The organism is Collinsella aerofaciens (assembly GCF_015552075.1).
Taxonomy (GTDB): Bacteria; Actinomycetota; Coriobacteriia; order Coriobacteriales; family Coriobacteriaceae; genus Collinsella; species Collinsella aerofaciens_Y.
In genome coordinates, this window is the sequence record NZ_JADNDZ010000057.1 from 22,471 (window position 1) to 40,466 (window position 17,996).

A 17,996-nucleotide genomic window follows, 5' to 3' on the forward strand; every position below is an offset into this window, starting at 1 on the left:
GAGATTTGTGTCCCCGCGGCGCTGTACTATGTGTTGGACTTGAATTTGCGCAGGGCCGGAGCCCTTGTGCACGATAACGAAAGGAGGCTGCGTGGCAGGCTGGAATCTGACCGGCAATGCCGTTTCCGCCGAGTTCGACGGTTCGGACGAGCAGGAGCGTAAGGAACTCAGCGTGAGCCAGGCGGTGGAGATCGCCGCCGGCGCGCTCGATGCCATTCCGCAGCTGAGCGTTTTGGGCGAGGTCACGGGCTTCCGTGGCCCCAATGCCCGAAGCGGCCACTGCTACTTTCAGATCAAGGACGACTCGGCGGCCGTCGACTGCATCATCTGGAAGGGTGCCTATCTCAAGCGCACGTTCGATCTGCGCGACGGCATGCAGGTGAGCTTTAAGGGCAGCTTCAATCTTTATAAGGCCACGGGCCGCATGAGCTTTGTCGCTCGCTCATTCTCGCTGGCGGGGGAGGGTCTGCTGCGTCAACAAGTGGCGCAACTGGCCGAAAAGCTGCGTCGCGAGGGCCTGATGGACGAAGCGCGCAAGCGCCGTATTCCGGTGTTCTGCTCCCGCGTGGCGGTCGTCACCTCGCTTTCGGGTGCCGTAATCGACGACGTCAAGCGCACATTGCGTCGTCGCAACCCGCTCGTCGAGCTCGTCTGCGTGGGCGCCAAGGTTCAAGGTGAGGGTGCGCCGGCTGAGCTCATTGAGGGCTTGCGCCGCGCCGCCGCCATCACGCCGGCGCCCGACTGTATTTTGCTGGTGCGCGGCGGCGGCTCCTTTGAGGACCTCATGACCTTTAACGACGAGGAGCTTGCTCGCGCGGTGGCGGCTTGTCCTGTGCCCGTGGTGACCGGCATTGGCCATGAGCCTGATACCTCGATTTGTGACATGGTGAGCGACCGCCGCGCCTCCACGCCCACGGCGGCGGCAGAATCGGTGGCGCCGGCTATGACGGAGTTGGCCGATGTGCTCGAGGCGCGCCATCAGCGTCTGGGTGCCGCGATGGCATCGATGATTGGGTCGAATCAGGTTGATCTGGAGATGCTCGACCAGCGCGGTCGCCGCGCCTGGGATACCTATACGGCCCGCTTGGGCGATGCGCTCGATGCGGCTGCGTGCCGCCCGTGCCTCAACGACCCAACGTTTATGGTCGAGCGTCGCGAGTCTGAGCTTGCCCTGACGGCCGATCGCCTGTCGGGCGCCATAGTACGCTCGGTCGGGACATTCCGCTCCAACTTTGAGCGCCTGCCCGAGCGTCTGGTTGCAAGCACCTCGGGGCTCGATGGCAAGCGCCATGCGCTCGCGCTTGCGAGTTCCCGTCTGGAGCATCAGGGGCGCACGATGCTCAACAAGCCCGCGTCCGACCTGGGCCGTGCGGCAGCCTCGCTAGATGCCCTGTCGCCGCTCAAGGTGCTTGCCCGTGGTTATTCCATCGCGTACAGCGATGATGGGGTGGCCACGAGCGCCAAGACCTTTAAGGCCGGTGACGCCATCCGCGTGCGCATGGCAGACGGCAACGTGACGGCAACGGTCGATACGGTCGAGTAGGCCGCGTTTCATAGCGATAAACCTTTAGGAAAGGAAACAGATATGGCAGAGAAAACCCCGGTCGAGCAGCTTACGTACAAGCAGGCTTCGCAGGAGTTGGAGCTCATCATCCGCAGCTTGGAGTCGGGCGATATGGAGCTCGAGGAGTCGCTCGAGAGCTATACCCGCGGCGTCGAGCTCCTCAAGAGCCTGCGCACCCGCCTGTCCGATGCCGAGCAGAAGGTCTCGGTGCTTCTTAAGGACGTCGACGGCAACGACGTGCTCGCCGACGGCGAAGCCGCCAACACCGACGACAACCTCTCGTTCTAACCATCCCGACCAAATATAATTACCTTGGTCTGTGAGAAAGGAACCAACCATGTGCGATTGCATCTTCTGCAAAATTGCCAACCACGAGATCCCCTCGACCGTTGTCTATGAGGACGACCAGGTCATCGCCTTCGACGACCTCAATCCCCAGGCGCCGGTCCATACGCTCGTGATCCCCAAAAAGCACTACAGCGATATCGCCGATAACGTGCCGGCCGAGACCATGGGCGCCATGGCTCACGCCATCCAGGAGGTCGCTAAGGCCAAGGGCTTGGCGGACGGTTTCCGCGTCATCTCCAACAAGGGCGTCAACGCCGGCCAGACCGTCATGCACTTCCATATGCACGTCCTCGGCGGCAAGAACCTGGGCGAGAACCTCATCTGAGGACGCGTAGGCCGTCGACTTGGCTGCCTTTGGAGTAACCTATGCAGCTTTCTCAACTCGAATACCTTCAAGCGGTAGCGAACTACGGCGGCGTGCGCAAAGCGGCTCGAGCCGTTCATGTGAGCCCACAGGCCGTTTCGTCGGCAATAAAAAAGTTGGAATCTGAGTATCAGATTGTTTTGCTCGACCGATCGGCGGGGGAGGCTATTTTGTCTCCTGCGGGCCGAGAGTTTGCGTGTCGTGCACGCGTGATCCTGGCGCAAGTCGACGATCTCAAAAAGTGCGCTCAATCGGGGAACGGCGGCGTTTCGCCCGACGGCCATTTCCGTCTTTACGCCCCCTGTCTTCACGGGCGGGGGCGCCTTTTTTTCGAAAATTGGTACGACTCGTTTGAAAGTTCGCACCCTCAGATTCACCTTGATGTGTGGCATCAGCCAACGGCTACATGTTTTGAATCACTTGTGCTTGGCATTTCGGATGCGGCCATCTCATTTGAGGAACCAAGGGACAGTGTCCTTTCTTCGAAATACTTGGGCGAAAAGGAGCTCAAGGTTCTTTCGTGCCCAGCGGGTCATCAATCTGTGGAAGCTATGACTATTCGTGAGCTACTGGGCGGCAGGCTCGCTGTTCCAATTAATTTGTCACCCTGTCTCAATGCAATTAACCAATGTCCCGAAGCCCAGCTTGTTAATTTCCGTTTCCGTGATGTCGAATACGGAAGCAGGGCTCAGATTGAGTTTCTTCAAGCTGGGGGATTGATATTGAGTTTATCTGGCTCTTCTCTTGCATCGGATGGATCAGAAGTGAGCGAGTGCTCCATTGAAGGATCGCGTGACGTAACCTTGCCTATCTACTTTTGCTATCGGCAAAATGCGTGGACTGATCGACACCAGGCGGTTTTCCTTCACCTATTGCGCCATCTCGCTTCGTGAGACCATTTGGCATCGCGTCGTCAAGTGAATAGTGACGCTTCGTAACGCATGGTTGACGGCTTTGCTCTCATACTTTTCCAAGATTTCGGTTTGGATTATTGACTCTTGGAGGGCGAGGTATGAGAAACCGTATGGTTTTGCTCTATATGACGTTCGTTTTCCTGTCGAACTTCAGCACCATCTTGTATTTTCTGACGGTTTACCTTGAGTTTGTCGGCTTCTCGATGGTGGCGATATCCAGCATGATGATCGCCTACCAAGTGAGCAAGTTCATTCTGGAGGTTCCTACTGGCTATATTGCTGACAGGTTTGGGCGAAAGGTAAGCGGCCTCGTTGGCGTCGCGGGAATGCTCGGATATTACACCGCTCTGCTCCTCGTCCGATCTCCTCTGCTCTTAATCGGTGCGTTTGCTCTCAAAGGTCTTGCCGTTGCATGTGTGAGCGGATCCATCGAAGCGATTTACATTGACAGTGTCTCTCAGGACCAACTCGTGAGACTTAATGTCGTTGAACGATTTGTCTTCTACGCGTCTTATGCCCTCTCCGCTTGTGTGGGCGGTTTCATTTCGTCCGCCGGCGCGTATCTCATTGGGCTTTCGGTCGATATCATCGCAATGGTGCTGACATTGGTTGTCGTTGTCTGTATTCCTGAGGGGCGAAGCGGAGGCACTGCTGCAATACCCGTGCGTAGAATTAGCCCGAAGATGATCAAGGCCGCTATTGCGGGCAATAGCATTCTTTGCTCGGCGTTCATCATGGATTGTTCCCAAGCATTTGCTTTCGTCGCTCTGGAAGACTTTTTCTCACTGCTGCTTGCAGGTCGCGGAATGAATGCCGTCGCTTCTGGCGTGACCATTGCGGTCCAGCTCCTTGTCTCCGCCTCCATAGGGTTTTTTGTGCCCAGTGTGGTTGCTCATGTCGACAAGGGCCGTTTTGCGCGTATTTGCGGCATCGTTCGTCTTTTCTTGGCTGCTTTGTTTTTGAACCCCTTAACTCCAGCCTATTTATTGCCTGTGTTCTATGTGCTGCAGACGGTCGCTTACGCGTTGTTTGCTCCGATCAAATACTCAGTTTTTCAAAATGCTGCCGATTCATCGATGCGCTGTTCGCTGATTTCGGTTCAAAGCCAGATGGTGGCGGTGGGCGCCGTTCTTTTCTATCTGCTCAATGCTGTGTTGAGTAGCGTTGTGGGTATTCGGGTTGTGTTGCTTGCTGCGCTTGGGATTTCTTCGTTGGCGTATATTCCCGCGCTGTTTCGTCTTACAAGTCAAAGGCCATGAGCATCCAGGCATCGATAACTTATATATCAACGCAATAAACCCGAGCGCGAGGGCGTTTGGGTTTACTATTGAAGCGTATGTAACCTGGCGGCGCCACACCGCCTGTTAGTAGGGAGACACATGAACGTTCTGGTCGTCAACGCGGGATCTTCGACCCTTAAGTATCAGGTCATCGACACCAAGTCCCATAAGGTGTCCGCAAAGGGCTCCTGCGAGCGCGTCTGCTTTACCGGTGGTACCTTCACCCATGCTGCCAATGGCTCCAAGAAGGTGACCGAGAACATCGAGTTCCCCGACCACAAGGTCGCCATCGAGGTCGTCCTGAAGGACCTTGAGGCCAACGGCGTCAAGATCGAGGGCATCGGCCACCGTATCGTTCAGGGCGGTTGGTACTTTGGTGATTCCTCCCTCGTCGACGAGGACGTCCTCGCCAAGATTCGCGAGGTCGCCCCGCTGGCGCCGCTGCACAACAACCCCGAGGCCAACGTTATCGAGTACTGCCTGGAGCAGTATCCCGATCTGCCCAACGTCACGGTCTACGACACCGCTTTCCACTTCAACATGCCCGAGGTCGCCAAGACCTACGCTCTGCCCAAGGACGTTTGCGACAAGCTGCACATCCGTAAGTACGGCGCTCACGGCACCAGCTATCGCTACATCTCCAAGAAGGTTGCCGAGATGACCAACGGCGAGGCCCGCAAGGTTGTCGTGTGCCATATCGGCTCTGGCGCTTCCTTGTGCGCCATCGAGGACGGCAAGTGCATGGACACCACCATGGGCTTGACGCCGCTCGACGGCGTCATGATGGGCACCCGCTGCGGTTCCATCGACCCGGCTACCGTGTGCTACCTGCAGCGCGAGGGCGGCTACACCTTCGACGAGGTCGACGAGATGATGAACAAGAAGTCCGGCCTTTTGGCTGTGACCGGCGGCAAGACCAACGACTGCCGCAACGTCGAGGAGCTCGCCGCTGCCGGTGACCCTGAGGCTCAGCTCGCCTTCGATATGTTCGTCTACAAGATTGCCGCCAAGGCCGCCGAGATGGCAACCTCCATGTGCGGCATGGACACGCTTGTCTTTACCGCCGGCATCGGCGAGCACGCTCCGGCTGTCCGCGCCGGTGTGGCCGACCGTCTGGCCTTTATGGGCGTCAAGATGGACCATGCCCGCAACGCCCTGCGTGGCGACGGCGCCTGGTGCCTGTCCGCCAAGGATTCCAAGGTCAAGATCTTCGTCATCCCCACGGACGAGGAGTTCATGATCGCTTCCGACGTCGAGCGCATCGTCAACGGCAAGTAATTGATGCAAGGGGAGGGGACTGGATGGCCTTGTGCCGTTCAGCCCCCTTTTATGCGCTTTGAGCGAAGAGTTTAATAGATAATTATTGAACTCTGATAACTTCTTATTAAGGATACGGCCGCCTTATAGGTTTGCCGACCGTACTGTAATCACGAAGGAGTCTCATGAACGTACTTGTTGTCAACGCCGGCAGCTCGAGCCTTAAATATCAGCTTTTGGACACCGATACTCGCGAGGTCTTCGCCAAGGGCAACTGCGAGCGCATCGGCTCGGAGATGGGCATCTTTGGCCACTCCGAGAACGGTGGTGCCAAGCAGACCGAGGAGATTCCCTTCCCCGATCATCGCTCTGCTATCGCTCGCGTGCTCGAGGAGCTCGAGAAGACCGACTTTACGATCGATGGCATTGGGCATCGCATCGTTCAGGGCGGTTGGCACTTCGATGATTCCGCGGTCGTCGACGATGAGGTCATGGCCAAGATCCTTGAGGTGGCGCCACTTGCCCCGCTGCACAACTACGGTGAGGCCGCAGCAATTGAGTATTGCCGCGAGAAATATCCGGAGCTGCCCAACGTGGCCGTCTTCGATACGTCGTTCCATATGACGATGCCCGAGGTCGCCTACACCTACGCCCTGCCCAAGGACGTCTGCGACAAGTACCACGTGCGCAAGTACGGCGCCCACGGCACGAGTCACCGTTACGAGTGGATGATGGCCAAGGAGATCCTGGGCACGCGCTGCCACCGTCTGCTGTCGTGCCACCTGGGCAACGGCGCCTCGCTCGCCGCTATCGAGGACGGCGTATGCCGCGATACCACGATGGGCTTGACGCCGCTCGACGGTCTGATGATGGGCACTCGCTGTGGTTCCATTGACCCGGCCACCGTGTGCTACCTCCAGCGCGAGGGAGGCTACAGCTATCAGGAAGTTGATGACATGATGAACAAGCAGTCTGGTCTGCTTGCCATCTCGGGCATCTCCAACGACGCCCGCGACATCCGTACACGCGCCTCCGAGGGCGACGAGCGCTGCCTGCTCGCCTTCGATATGTTCGCCTACAAGGCCATGCAGCAGGCCGGCTCCATGATCGCTTCCATGGCGGGCGTGGACACCATCACCTTTACCGCCGGCATCGGCGAGAACGACTGGTCGATCCGCAAGGCCTTCTGCGACTGCTTTGAGTGGCTGGGCGTACGCATCGACAACAACAAGAACCGCGAGGCCGTGGGCAACGGCCCGCAGGTCATCAGCGCCGCCGGTTCCGCCGTCACGGTCATGGTCATCCCCACCGACGAGGAATACATGATCGCCCACGACGTCGAGCGTCTGACCAAGAACAACTAGTGCGTTCGCTTGCGATTGAACGAAAGGCCTCCTGAGCAGCAGCTCAGGAGGCCTTTTTGCTAGCAGGCGGAAATTCCAGTCCCAAAGTGATCATCACCAGTAACGCCTGCGCTCCCAGCAACGACACCCATCCATTCAGATCCTCAGCCCCAGCTCGTAGCCAAGCCGCCGTCCACTCCAGATGCCCTGATTGCTACGTGGCGGCAGGGGCCCTACAGGGTAAAGCTCTGAAAACTTTCCGCAGGACGCATGAAACCCCCGCCGCACGAAGTGCGCAGCGGGGGTTTCATGCATGTCCGAGGACGTTTTCAGAGCTTTACCCTGTAGGGTCCCGAGGGGATATGTTCGCTACTCAGCCATCTGAGCCTGGACGGCGGTGATGGCCACGACACCCACGATGTCGTCGGCAGAGCAGCCGCGCGAAAGGTCGTTGACCGGCTTGGCGATGCCCTGCAGGATGGGGCCGTAGGCGTCAGCACCGGCGAAGCGCTGGACCAGCTTGTAGCCGATGTTGCCTGCCTCGAGGTCGGGGAACACGAGCACGTTGGCCTTACCAGCGACGGAGGAGCCGGGAGCCTTGAGCTGGGCGACGGTGGGGACGATGGCGGCATCGAGCTGCAGGTCGCCGTCGATGGCGAGCTCGGGAGCCTTCTCCTTGCAGAACTTCACGGCCTCCTGGACCTTCTTGGCGACCTCGCCGCCGGCGGAGCCCATGGTGGAGTAGGAGAGCATGGCCACGTGCGGCTCAACGTTGCCCATGAAGGTGGACCAGGAGTGAGCGGAGGCGATGGCGATCTCGGAGAGCTCGTCGGAGGACGGGTTGATGTTGAGGCCGCAGTCGGCGAAGATCAGCGTGCCGTCGGTGCCGAACTGCGGGGTATCGGTGCACATCACGAAGAAGGCCGAGACCAGCTTGGTGCCCGGGGCGGTCTTGAGGATCTGAAGCGCGGGGCGCAGGGTGTCGGCGGTGGAGTGGCAGGCGCCGGAGACCAGGCCGTCGGCGTCGCCCATCTTGACCATCATGGTGCCAAAGTAGGTGGCGTCCATCACCTGGGCGCGAGCCTGCTCGATGGTAACGCCCTTCTTGGCGCGGAGCTCGGCAAACTTCTGCGCGTACTCCTCGTGCTTCTCGGCATTGCGCGGGTCGATGACGGTGGCGCCGGGAACGTTGATCTCGTCGGGGTTGCCCAGGATGACGATCTTTGCCAGGCCCTCCTCGATGATCTTGGTGGCCGCGACGATGGTGCGCGGATCTTCGCCCTCGGGCAGGACGATCGTCTTAAGGTCGGCCTTGGCAGCAGACTTCATACGGTTAAGGAAATCGCTCATGTTACTCCTTACAAGCGTTTCGCTAAGCTCCAGGCGCCCGGCTGTTCACGAATAAACCCGCTGCTAGCGGGTTTACCTTTCAATTATGTACGCCGCGGTGCTTGAGCTTTCCTTGTGTGGCAAGCTCATTATAGGACGCATTAGCGCTATAATCGCTCTGATAAATATGTCTCGAAGAATGTTCGAGAAAAGCCCAGCTAACGAGCCCGTGGCTTTTGACAAGGAGTATCGATGCAGATTACCTCAGGCCTGCCTGAAGGCTTTAACGCCGGCGCGTACGACATGATTGTCGTCGGTGCTGGATATGCCGGTGCCGTTTGCGCCCGCCGTCTTGCCGAGACCATCGGCTATCGTGTTGCCGTTTTGGAGCGCCGTAGCCACATAGCGGGCAATGCCTACGACTGCACTGACGAGGCCGGAATCCTGATTCACGAGTACGGTCCGCATATCTATCACACCTTTAACGAGCGCGTGCACAATTTCCTGTCGCGCTTTACCAAGTGGACGGATTATCAGCACAAGGTGCTCGCCAACATCAACGGTACCCTTATGCCCGTGCCCTTCAACCATGCGAGTCTCAAGCTCGCCTTTGGTGACGAGCGCGGCGAGGAGCTGTATCAGAAGCTCGTGGAGACCTTTGGCAAGGATGTCAAGGTGCCCATTATGGAGCTGCGTAAGAAGAACGACCCCGACTTGGCCGAGGTCGCCGATTACGTCTACGAGAACGTCTTTTTGCATTACACCATGAAGCAGTGGGGCCAGACGCCCGATCAGATCGATCCCTCGATCACCGGTCGCGTTCCCGTCTTTGTGGGCGATGATGACCGCTACTTCCCGCAAGCCCCCTTCCAGGGCATGCCGCAGGAGGGCTACACGGCGCTCTTTGAGCACATGCTCGACCACGACCTGATCGACGTGTTCTGCGACGTGGACGCCCACGATCTCTTTGAGATCGACGAGACCACCGTCAAGATCGACGGCAAGGTTTATGGTGGCGAGATCGTCTATACCGGTCCGCTCGATGAGCTGTTCAACCTCGACTTGGGTGCGTTGCCGTACCGCACACTCGATATGAAGTTCGAGACGCTCGATATGGACCAGTTCCAGCCCGTGGGCACCGTCAACTACACCACGAGCGAGGACTACACGCGTATCACCGAGTTCAAGAACATGACCGGTCAGGTCCTGCCCGGCAAGACCACCATCATGAAGGAGTACTCTAAGGCCTATACGCCCGGCTCGGGCGAGACGCCGTACTACGCCATTCTTGAGCCCGAGAACCGTGAGCTCTATGAGCGCTATCTTGAGCGCGTCCAGAACCTGACGAACTTCCACCCGGTGGGTCGTCTGGCCGAGTATCGTTACTACGATATGGACGCTGTGACCAATTCCGCCCTCGATCTTTCGGATGAGATTATCGCCTGCCATGCATAAAGTCATAACATTCGGTATTCCCTCGTATAACGCCGCCAAGGACATGGACCATTGCATTACCTCCATCTTGGAGGGGAGCAATTACGCCACCGATATCGAGATTATCGTGGTGGACGACGGCTCCAAGGACGAGACGGCCGCCAAGGCCGACGAGTGGGAGGCCCGTTATCCTGGAATCATCCGCGCGGTGCACCAGGAGAACGGCGGTCACGGTATTGCCGTCCTTTCGGGTCTGCGCGAGGCGCAGGGCACCTACTACAAGGTTGTTGATTCGGACGACTGGCTTGACGGCGCTGCCCTTTCGACCATGCTGTCGATTCTGCGTGGCTTTGAGGAGCGCGACCAGCGCGTTGACCTGTTTATCTCGAACTACGTGTACGAGAAGGTTTACGAGGGCACGCATACCGCTATTGGCTACAAATTTGCCCTGCCGCGCAAAAAGATCTTTTCTTGGGATCAGATCGGTCATTTCCGCCTGGACCAGAACCTACTCATGCACAGCCTGTGCTATCGCACGGATGTGCTGCGCGAGTCCAACCTTCCCATGCCGCCGCACACGTTCTATGTGGACAACATCTACGCCTACGTGCCGCTGCCGCGTTGCAAGACCATGTACTACGCCGACATCGACCTCTATCGCTACTTTATCGGTCGCGAAGGCCAGAGCGTCAACGAGGCAACGATGGTCAAGCGTCTGGACCAGCAGTTCCGTGTTACGCGTATCATGATGGAGTCGTACCACTTGTACAGCGATGTTGAGTCGTCGCGTCTGCGTTCGTACATGATGGGCTACTTCACCATGATGATGGCGATCTGCTCGGTTCTCACCAAGCTTTCCGAGGAAGATTGCGCCGACGAGCGCCTAAAGATGCTGTGGAATGATTTGAAGGCCTACGACGAGCGCATGTATCGTCGTGCCCGCTACGGCGTGGTCGGGTTCTTCACCAATCTGCGCGGACGGGCCGGAGACAAAACCACACTCGGCCTATACCGTCTTGCCTCAAAGATCTTCAAATTCAACTAGCTGCTGAGTAATCGCTGTTGATAGGTTGACTGGGCCCCTTGGCCTTTAGTTTGCTACTGCGAACAGTCCTGCTCGCACGGAAAGCACATTAAGTGCTTTCCGGCTCGTGCGGAACTTGTATCAAACTAAAGGCCAAGGGGCCTCTGCTATAAGAATCGATTGTCAGTTTATTTGAATTTGAAGATCTTCGACGCGCGGTACACAGGGGCCTGGGCTGAAAAGAATCTGGTTGGTAGGTTGCCCGGTGGGGCTTGGTTATGTTTGTCGCGAGTTCCGCACGAGCCGAAGAGCACTTAATGTGCTCTTCGTGCGAGCCAGGACTGTAGAGCAGCAAACATAACCAAGCCCCACCGGGCAACCGGACGAGCTAGTTTACTTGGCGGCGCCGGGGATGCCGTGGGAGGTTTTGGCGGTTTTGGCTCCGTTTACGATGGCGGTTTGTAGGGCCCTTACGGCAAGCATACCCAGCAGGTCTAGGGGTACGGCGGCGCTTGCCTGGGTGCCTAGTTTGCCGCTGGCGAGGGTGTAGATGGTGTCGCCGTCGTTGGTGGTGTGCGTGGGGCGGATGGCGTGTGCATAGGCGTCTGCGGCCATCTGGGAGACCTTGGTGGCCTGGGCCTTGGTGAGCTCCACGTTGGTGACGATGCAGCTGATGGTGGTGTTGGTGCGGTCGAGCGGCATTTGCATGGAGCCGGCAGCGGTAAAGGCTGCGAGCTCCATGTCGACGATCTGGTCGCTATCGGCCGCAGTGCGCATGCCGGCGACCCACTCGCCGGTGAGGGGATCGACGACGTTGCCGCAGGCGTTGACCGAGACCACGGCGCCCACCTTGACGGGGCCGAGCGCCACGGCGGCGGCTCCAAGACCTGCCTTCATGCAGGTGGCAGGACCCATGAGCTTGCCTACCGTGGCACCGGTGCCGGCTCCAACGTTGCCCTGCTCAAGCGTGGTGGGGGTGTTATCGAGTGCCTCGCGAACGGCGGCGATGCCGGCATCAATGTCGGGACGCACGGTGGGGTCGCCATAGGCGAGATCGAAGATGCAACTGGAGCATACGATGGGCACCTGCGTGGGGCCGACGGGCAGGCCGATACCGCGGCTCTCGAGCTCGCGGGCAACGCCGCTTGCTGCCTCGAGGCCAAAGGCCGATCCACCCGAGAGGCAGACAGCGTGGACCTTATCGACGGTGTTCTCGGGATGCAGCAGGTCGGTCTCGCGCGATGCCGGGGCACCGCCGCGAACGTCAACGCCGCCGGTGGCGCCTTCTGCTGCCACGATTACGGTGCAACCGGTGCCGGCCTCCTCGTCCGTATAGTTGCCAAAGCAAAAGCCATCGACATCGCAAACGTCAATGGCCTCAAGCAGTGTGTCCATGTTTTACTCCTATCGGTTTTCCGCCGGGCCTTATGCCCGGTCGGGATCCGTACGGTACGGCAAAATTGTAGGCGCTGGGGGATACCCAGCGCCAGATGCAATTACGAGAGTTTTTGAATCGCGCGTGCGACGCGTGCGATGGGCAGGCCCACCACGTTGTAGAAGTCGCCCGAAATATCGTGCACGAGCATGCGTCCGCCGACACCCTGAATACCGTAGGCGCCGGCCTTATCCATGGGCTCGCCCGAGGCGACGTAGTGTTCGATCTGCTCGTCAGTGAGCTCATAGAACGTCACGTCGGTCACATCGACAAAGGATAGGCTCTCGGCGGCATGCGGGGCGGCTGTGTCGCCGGCCTTAACGATGCAGACACCGGTTGCGACCTGGTGCGTGCGCCCCGAAAGCTCGCTGAGCATGGTGCGGGCCTCGTCCTCGTTTGCCGGCTTGCCTAAAATCTTGCCATCGAAGGTAACGATCGTGTCGGCCGCGACGGTCAGCTCGGTGGGCTCGGCATGCTCGGCAGCGACAGCAGCGGCTTTGGCCCGTGCCAATCGCTCGACAAGCGTAAGTGGCGCCTCGCCATCAAAAGGGGTCTCGTCGATATCGGCAGGGATGACGCGGATGTCATAGCCGGCCTCGCACATCAACTCGATGCGGCGCGGCGATTGCGAAGCCAAAATCATAGCTGGATGCCCTCGGCAACCTTCTCGACGGCCTTGTCGCCGGCGAGCGTGCGCAGCAGCTCAAGCGCAAAGGGGAGCGACTGGGCCATGCCGCTGGCGGTGATGATATTGCCGTCCTGCGTGACCTTCTCGCCGGTATAGGCTCCCTCGGGGAAGCTCTTCTCAAAGCCGGGGAAGCACGTGGCATGGCGCCCCTCGAGCAGGTCGAGCTCGCCCAAGATAAACGGGGCGGCGCAGATGGCGGCAACGTGCTTGGTCGCGGCGAACTCGCAGACCACGTCGCAGACGCGCTGATCGGCGCGCAGATTGGTAGCGCCGGGCAGACCGCCGGGCAGCACAACGCAGTCGTACTCGTCAAAGTTGATCTCATCAAAGAGCGCATCGCAGGTCACGGGGATCTGCAGCGAGCTGACGACCTCACGCGTGGGCATGATAGAGACGAGCGTGGCACGCACGCCGCCGCGACGCATGACATCGACCATGGTCAAGCATTCAATAGTTTCAAAGCCATCGGCGGCGAGAACGGCAACGCTGGGCATGAGGATTCCTTTCGTAAGGCGGCATACAATTAGCCGTCTTATACCCCGAAGGTGCCCGCTTGCCACGCTCAATCGCCGAATGATTTTTATGGGCAATGATAGGGCGCTAGTTGCGCTTGAGGTGGACGACGGTTTCGCAGTGGAAGGTTTGCGGGAACAGGTCGACCGGCGTGATCTTGACGGGGGAGAAGGTGCCTTCCTCGACAAAGCGCTTGAGGTCGCGCGCCAGGGTGGCCGGGTCGCAGCTCACGTAGGCGACATCGCGGGCGCTTGTGCTGGCGATGAGGTCGATGGCCTCGGGTGCCAAGCCCGCGCGCGGCGGGTCGACCACTAAAACGTCGGCATCCTGATCGGGGAACTCGCGCACGGCGTCGCCGCCAATGACGTCGACATTATCGAGCTTATTGATCTCGAGGTTGCGGCGCAGGTCGCGCACGGCAGGGCCATAGGCCTCAACGGCGGCGACAAAATCGCAGCGGCGGGCGAGCGGCAGGGTAAAGGTGCCGGCGCCGCAGTACAGGTCCACAGCCAGTTCATCTTCCTGAGGGTCGAGCGCGTCCATGACAAGTTCGATCAGAATCTCGGCACCCTTGGTGTTGACCTGGAAGAACGACGGGGCCGAAAGGCGCATTTGGCCCTCGGCGATATTCTCGGTCCACGAGCCCTCGCCGGCGAGCATCTCGACCTTGGAGACGCGGCGGGCCTTCTTCTCGCCCTTGCTCATCACGCGCACGATGCTCGTGGGATGAGCGGCGTCTGCCAGTACGCGCGAGACCTGCGAGCGTGGGAAAGAGCCCGTGGGCGTCCAGAGTGCGACCTCGAGCGCCTTGGTGCGGCGCGAGGCGCGAATGCCCACGCGCTCAAGGCCCAAGTCGTGGCTACCGCTCAGATAATTGAGCGCGCCGACGACCGATTTGAGTGCTTTGGGGAAGCGTTTGTCGAACAACGGGCACGAATCGACGGTCACGATCTTGCTGGGATCTACGCCGTGCATGCCAAGACGCACGCGACCGTTGACAACGGTCGGCTCGAGCTCGATTTTATTGCGGTAGCCCCAGTCGTCCTTGGTATGACGGATAGGCTGCACCAGCTCATCGACCTGATCGGGGCTGAACTTGCCGATGCGCTCGAGCGTGGAGCGCAGGTTTTGCTCCTTGGCGGCAAGCTGCGCGGTGCGCGAGAGATTGCCCCACGAGCAGCCGCCGCAAATACCCACGAAGGGGCAGGGAGGCTGGATGCGATCGGGGCTCGGCTCCAGAATCTCGGTGGTGCGGGCGCGCATAAACGACTTGCCGTCCTGCACGATCTCGGCCTCGACGGTGTCGCCCGCCACGGCGCCCTGCACAAAAACGGCCTTGCCGTTGTCGGCGTGCGCCAGCCCGTCTGCGCCGTAGGTCATCGATTCTATAGTGAGCTTCATATTCCTGCCTGTCATTCGTGTTGTTGTCCGCACCATGGTAGCAGGGAAAAGCGCCCCGCATCCGAGGCTTTCCTCAAATGCGGGGCGCTTCTACAAACGCCTTCTACAAACGTCTATTTGGTCTTGCCGGTAATGAGCGTCTTAAGGCCTAGGCCAATCAGGCCCAGACCCATACGCACGCGACCGGGGCGATGACGCTCGATGGCCTTGGTCTTGCCAGCGGGCTTCTCGCGACGGGTGCTCGTCTCGGACGAGGGCTTGGCGACCTGCGGCTCGGGCTGAGGCTCAGGTGCAGGCTCGGGCTCAATGACGGTCGCCTGGACCTGCTGGACTTCGGGCGCTGCCGGCTGCGGCTCGGGCTCGGGGGCGGGTTTCGCCTCAATGACGGGCTCGGGCGCGGCCTCGGCGTTGCGATAGGCACGCTCCAGTAGAGCTTCCTGCGAGTTGAAGGGTTTCTCACCCTCTGCACGCTCCACGGGGACCCAGGTGCCGTCGCTCGTGAGGCTGCGGGCCTTCACGTTGTCGCGCAGCTGCATGCCCATGTACTCGTGTACCAGGGCGCGGCAGGTGGGGTCGAGCACGGGGAAGGCGATCTCCACGCGGTGCTCGGTGTTGCGCGTCATCATGTCTGCCGAGCTCAGGTAAATCATGTCCGAGTCCACGCCGAAAGCATAGACGCGCGCGTGCTCCAAAAAGCGTCCGACGATGGAGCGGACATGCACGTTTTCGGTCTTGCCCGGAACACCGGGCTTGAGGCACGAGATGCCGCGGATGATCATGTCCACGCGGACTCCTGCGCACGATGCCTCGGCGATCTTGTCGATGACCTCGCGGTCGGTGAGCGAGTTGAGTTTAAAGAACACACGGGCGGGCTCGCCAGCGAGAGCGCGCTGAATCTCGCGATCCAGACCGCGCATGATGAGCGGCTTGAGGCCTACGGGCGCCACACCCAGGAAGCGGTAATCGCCGCGCAGATTGCCCAGCGACAGGTTGCGGAAGAACAGGTTGGCGTCCTCGCCGATGCCGGGGTGGGCGGTCATGAGCATAAAGTCGCTGTAGAGTTTGGCCGTCTTCTCGTTAAAGTTGCCGGTGCCCAGCAGCGTCAGACGCGTTAGCGCCATGCCTTCGCGATAGGTGAGCTGGCAGATCTTGGAGTGGCACTTAAAGCCCTCGGAGCCGTAGATGACGGTGCAGCCGGCCTCTTCCAGGCGCTCGGCCCACTCGATGTTGTTCTGCTCGTCAAAGCGCGCGCGGAGCTCCATGAGCACCGTGACCTCTTTGCCGTTCTCGGCGGCATCGATCAGTGACTCGCACAGGCGGCTCTGCTTGGCCACGCGGTAGAGCGTGATGCGCAGCGAGATGCACTCGGGGTCATAGGCGGCCTCGTGCACCAGGTCCAGGAACGGATTCATGGCCTCGTAAGGGTAAAAGAGCAGCTTGTCGTGCTGCAGCACCTGTTCGCGGATGGAGCGGGTCATATCGATGGTGGGGTTGGGCTGCGGCTTAAACGGCGTAAAGAGCAGCTCGTTGCGTAGATGCTCGGGAATCTTGCCCTCAATGCCGAAGACGTAGCCCAGGTCGAGCGGGATATCGCAGGTAAAGACCGAGCGGCGAGAAAGCTCGAGCGCCTTGCGGATGGTCTTGAGCGTCGCCTTCTCGAGCGACCCCGAGACCGCGAGCACTACCGGCTGCAGACGCAGGCGCTTCTTGAGGATGCGCTTCATGTGTTGGCGGTAGTCCTCTTCCTCTTCGACGCCCTCGCCGTCCGGATCGATGTCGGCGTTGCGGGTGACGCGGATCAGCGCACGATCCAGCGGCTTATAGGAGCCAAAGCAGCTGTCCAGGCAGGCGAGGATGACGTCCTCGAGCAAGATGTAGGAGTAGGTGCCGGTGGGCGAGGGGATCTCGACCACGCGGTTCATCGAGGCGGGAATCTCGATAAGGCCCAGCAGGCTCTCCTCGTCGGTGGCGCCGTCCAGACCACAGGCCAGATAGAGCGCGCCATTGCGTAGGTTGGGGAAGGGGTGGCGAGGATCGATGACCAGCGGCGAGATGACCGGCGACACGTAGGCCTGGAAGTAGCGGGTTACAAAGGTGCGCTCCTCGGGCGTAAGCGAATCGATGCGGGCGCGGTGAACGCCCAGGGTGTCGAGCTTGCCCTCGATGCTCTTAAAGATGGACTCCCAACGGGTAAGGAGCCCGGGCATTTCGGCCATGACAGCATCGACCTGTTCGGAGGCGGTCATATTGCTCTTGTTGTCGACAGGTTGCTTTTTGAGCTCTGCCAGATCGGACAGGCCGCCCACGCGCACCATGAGAAACTCGTCGAGGTTAGACTCGAAAATCGACACGAACTTTAGACGCTCGAACAGCGGAACGGTCTCATCGAAGGCTTCGTCAAGCACACGGTTGTCAAAGCGTAGCCAGCTGAGCTCTCGGTTCTGCGTGTACGAGAAGTCGCGAGGCGGTTTGCGCAGCTTTGCGGCGGCTTGCTTTTTTTCGATTTTGCTCGGCATATGCATCTGTCCGTTCAGTCCCCGCAGGGGACGGTAGCCTAACCCTATTCACTATTGTCTCAATTTAGTCGACTTGTGGCACGGACGTATTGTGCGAACGGTATCTTTACCTACTTCTTACGCTGACAAGTCATAGGACTGACGCCCTGCTCGTCTGCAAGCGGTCTATATCCTCACTCAACTGGTACGTAAGTGTGAATAAGAATGATGGATAGCTGAATATCATTGAATGCAGGCGGAAACGTAAACAAACATCATTTATATACATAAAACCGATTTAGCTATGCAATTCTGAATCAAAAGTTTAGAGATGCAATTGCAAATAGTTTTTAGGAAAAAAGAGCGTTTACCTTAGAAAAGTTACTTTAGAACGCCGAAGTACATTATGGGGGAATCTCATGCGATATACCGTTCATCGCACTTTGTTGACCGTTCGGGGGCGAGGTGGAATTGCGGGTGGAATTTGGATATAACTAGAGCTGTCAGCAAGCAGCGTCCGCTATGGAAGGGCGCTGAGAGATTCGGCCGAAAGGCCCGAAAGAAAGGTAGGAGGCCATGACGAAAGGTCTGCACGTGCCTTCCGAGA

At 59.3% G+C, this 17,996-nt stretch carries 15 protein-coding genes; 9 read left to right on the forward strand and 6 right to left on the reverse strand.

The features are described 5' to 3' along the window. Positions 1–91 precede the first annotated feature (91 nt). The 7 genes from xseA (at position 92) to I2D41_RS04220 (ending at position 7,091) form a co-directional block, all read left to right on the forward strand. Positions 92–1,543, forward strand: coding sequence for an exodeoxyribonuclease VII large subunit (gene xseA, locus I2D41_RS04190; protein WP_373161912.1), 1,452 nt, complete (start codon positions 92–94; stop codon positions 1,541–1,543). Positions 1,544–1,585: 42 nt separating this feature from the next. After that, complete coding sequence (gene xseB, locus I2D41_RS04195; RefSeq protein ID WP_006234311.1) at positions 1,586–1,852, forward strand: exodeoxyribonuclease VII small subunit; 267 nt, start codon at positions 1,586–1,588, stop codon at positions 1,850–1,852. Positions 1,853–1,901: 49 nt separating this feature from the next. Further along, positions 1,902–2,237: a histidine triad nucleotide-binding protein gene (locus I2D41_RS04200; RefSeq protein WP_195363649.1), complete on the forward strand. Its 336-nt coding sequence runs from the start codon at positions 1,902–1,904 to the stop codon at positions 2,235–2,237. Positions 2,238–2,278: 41 nt separating this feature from the next. After that, a complete protein-coding gene (locus tag I2D41_RS04205) occupies positions 2,279–3,169 on the forward strand; it encodes a LysR family transcriptional regulator (protein WP_195363650.1) in 891 nt (296 codons plus the stop codon). 119 nt (positions 3,170–3,288) lie between these two features. Further along, entirely contained in the window at positions 3,289–4,449 is a 1,161-nt protein-coding gene (locus I2D41_RS04210; RefSeq protein ID WP_195363651.1) for an MFS transporter, read from the forward strand. Positions 4,450–4,569: 120 nt separating this feature from the next. Further along, positions 4,570–5,748, forward strand: coding sequence for an acetate/propionate family kinase (locus I2D41_RS04215; RefSeq protein ID WP_006234305.1), 1,179 nt, complete (start codon positions 4,570–4,572; stop codon positions 5,746–5,748). A 164-nt stretch (positions 5,749–5,912) separates the two neighbouring features. Continuing rightward, positions 5,913–7,091: an acetate/propionate family kinase gene (locus tag I2D41_RS04220; RefSeq protein WP_195363652.1), complete on the forward strand. Its 1,179-nt coding sequence runs from the start codon at positions 5,913–5,915 to the stop codon at positions 7,089–7,091. 348 nt (positions 7,092–7,439) lie between these two features. Here the strand turns inward: I2D41_RS04220 and pta are convergent, their stop codons facing one another. Then, the gene (gene pta, locus I2D41_RS04225; RefSeq protein ID WP_006234296.1) at positions 7,440–8,420 is read right to left on the reverse strand and encodes a phosphate acetyltransferase; all 981 of its coding nucleotides are present in this window, start codon (positions 8,418–8,420) and stop codon (positions 7,440–7,442) included. A 231-nt stretch (positions 8,421–8,651) separates the two neighbouring features. Here pta and glf point away from each other — a divergent pair, with 231 nt between their 5' ends. Continuing rightward, positions 8,652–9,854: a UDP-galactopyranose mutase gene (glf, locus tag I2D41_RS04230; protein ID WP_195363653.1), complete on the forward strand. Its 1,203-nt coding sequence runs from the start codon at positions 8,652–8,654 to the stop codon at positions 9,852–9,854. Then, positions 9,847–10,878 (forward strand): glycosyltransferase family 2 protein, encoded by a 1,032-nt coding sequence (locus I2D41_RS04235; RefSeq protein WP_195232077.1) that lies wholly within the window; start codon positions 9,847–9,849, stop codon positions 10,876–10,878. The genes glf and I2D41_RS04235 overlap by 8 nt, the downstream gene beginning before the upstream one ends. 372 nt (positions 10,879–11,250) lie before the next feature. Here the strand turns inward: I2D41_RS04235 and I2D41_RS04240 are convergent, their stop codons facing one another. The 5 genes from I2D41_RS04240 to ppk1 all read right to left on the reverse strand — a co-directional run bounded on the left by I2D41_RS04240 (position 11,251) and on the right by ppk1 (position 17,416). Next, on the reverse strand, positions 11,251–12,252 hold the full coding sequence (locus I2D41_RS04240; RefSeq protein ID WP_195363654.1) for a P1 family peptidase: 1,002 nt from the start codon (positions 12,250–12,252) through the stop codon (positions 11,251–11,253). A 101-nt stretch (positions 12,253–12,353) separates the two neighbouring features. Then, a complete protein-coding gene (locus I2D41_RS04245; RefSeq protein ID WP_195363655.1) occupies positions 12,354–12,935 on the reverse strand; it encodes a Maf family protein in 582 nt (193 codons plus the stop codon). Then, positions 12,932–13,474: a DJ-1 family glyoxalase III gene (locus I2D41_RS04250; RefSeq protein WP_055287259.1), complete on the reverse strand. Its 543-nt coding sequence runs from the start codon at positions 13,472–13,474 to the stop codon at positions 12,932–12,934. Before I2D41_RS04250 ends, I2D41_RS04245 begins: the two co-directional genes overlap by 4 nt. 106 nt (positions 13,475–13,580) lie before the next feature. Then, complete coding sequence (rlmD, locus tag I2D41_RS04255) at positions 13,581–14,909, reverse strand: 23S rRNA (uracil(1939)-C(5))-methyltransferase RlmD (RefSeq protein ID WP_195363656.1); 1,329 nt, start codon at positions 14,907–14,909, stop codon at positions 13,581–13,583. Positions 14,910–15,007: 98 nt separating this feature from the next. Beyond that, positions 15,008–17,416 carry a polyphosphate kinase 1 gene (gene ppk1, locus I2D41_RS04260; protein ID WP_195363657.1) on the reverse strand — a complete coding sequence of 803 codons (2,409 nt, stop codon included), beginning with the start codon at positions 17,414–17,416 and terminating at the stop codon, positions 15,008–15,010. Positions 17,417–17,996: the final 580 nt, after the last annotated feature.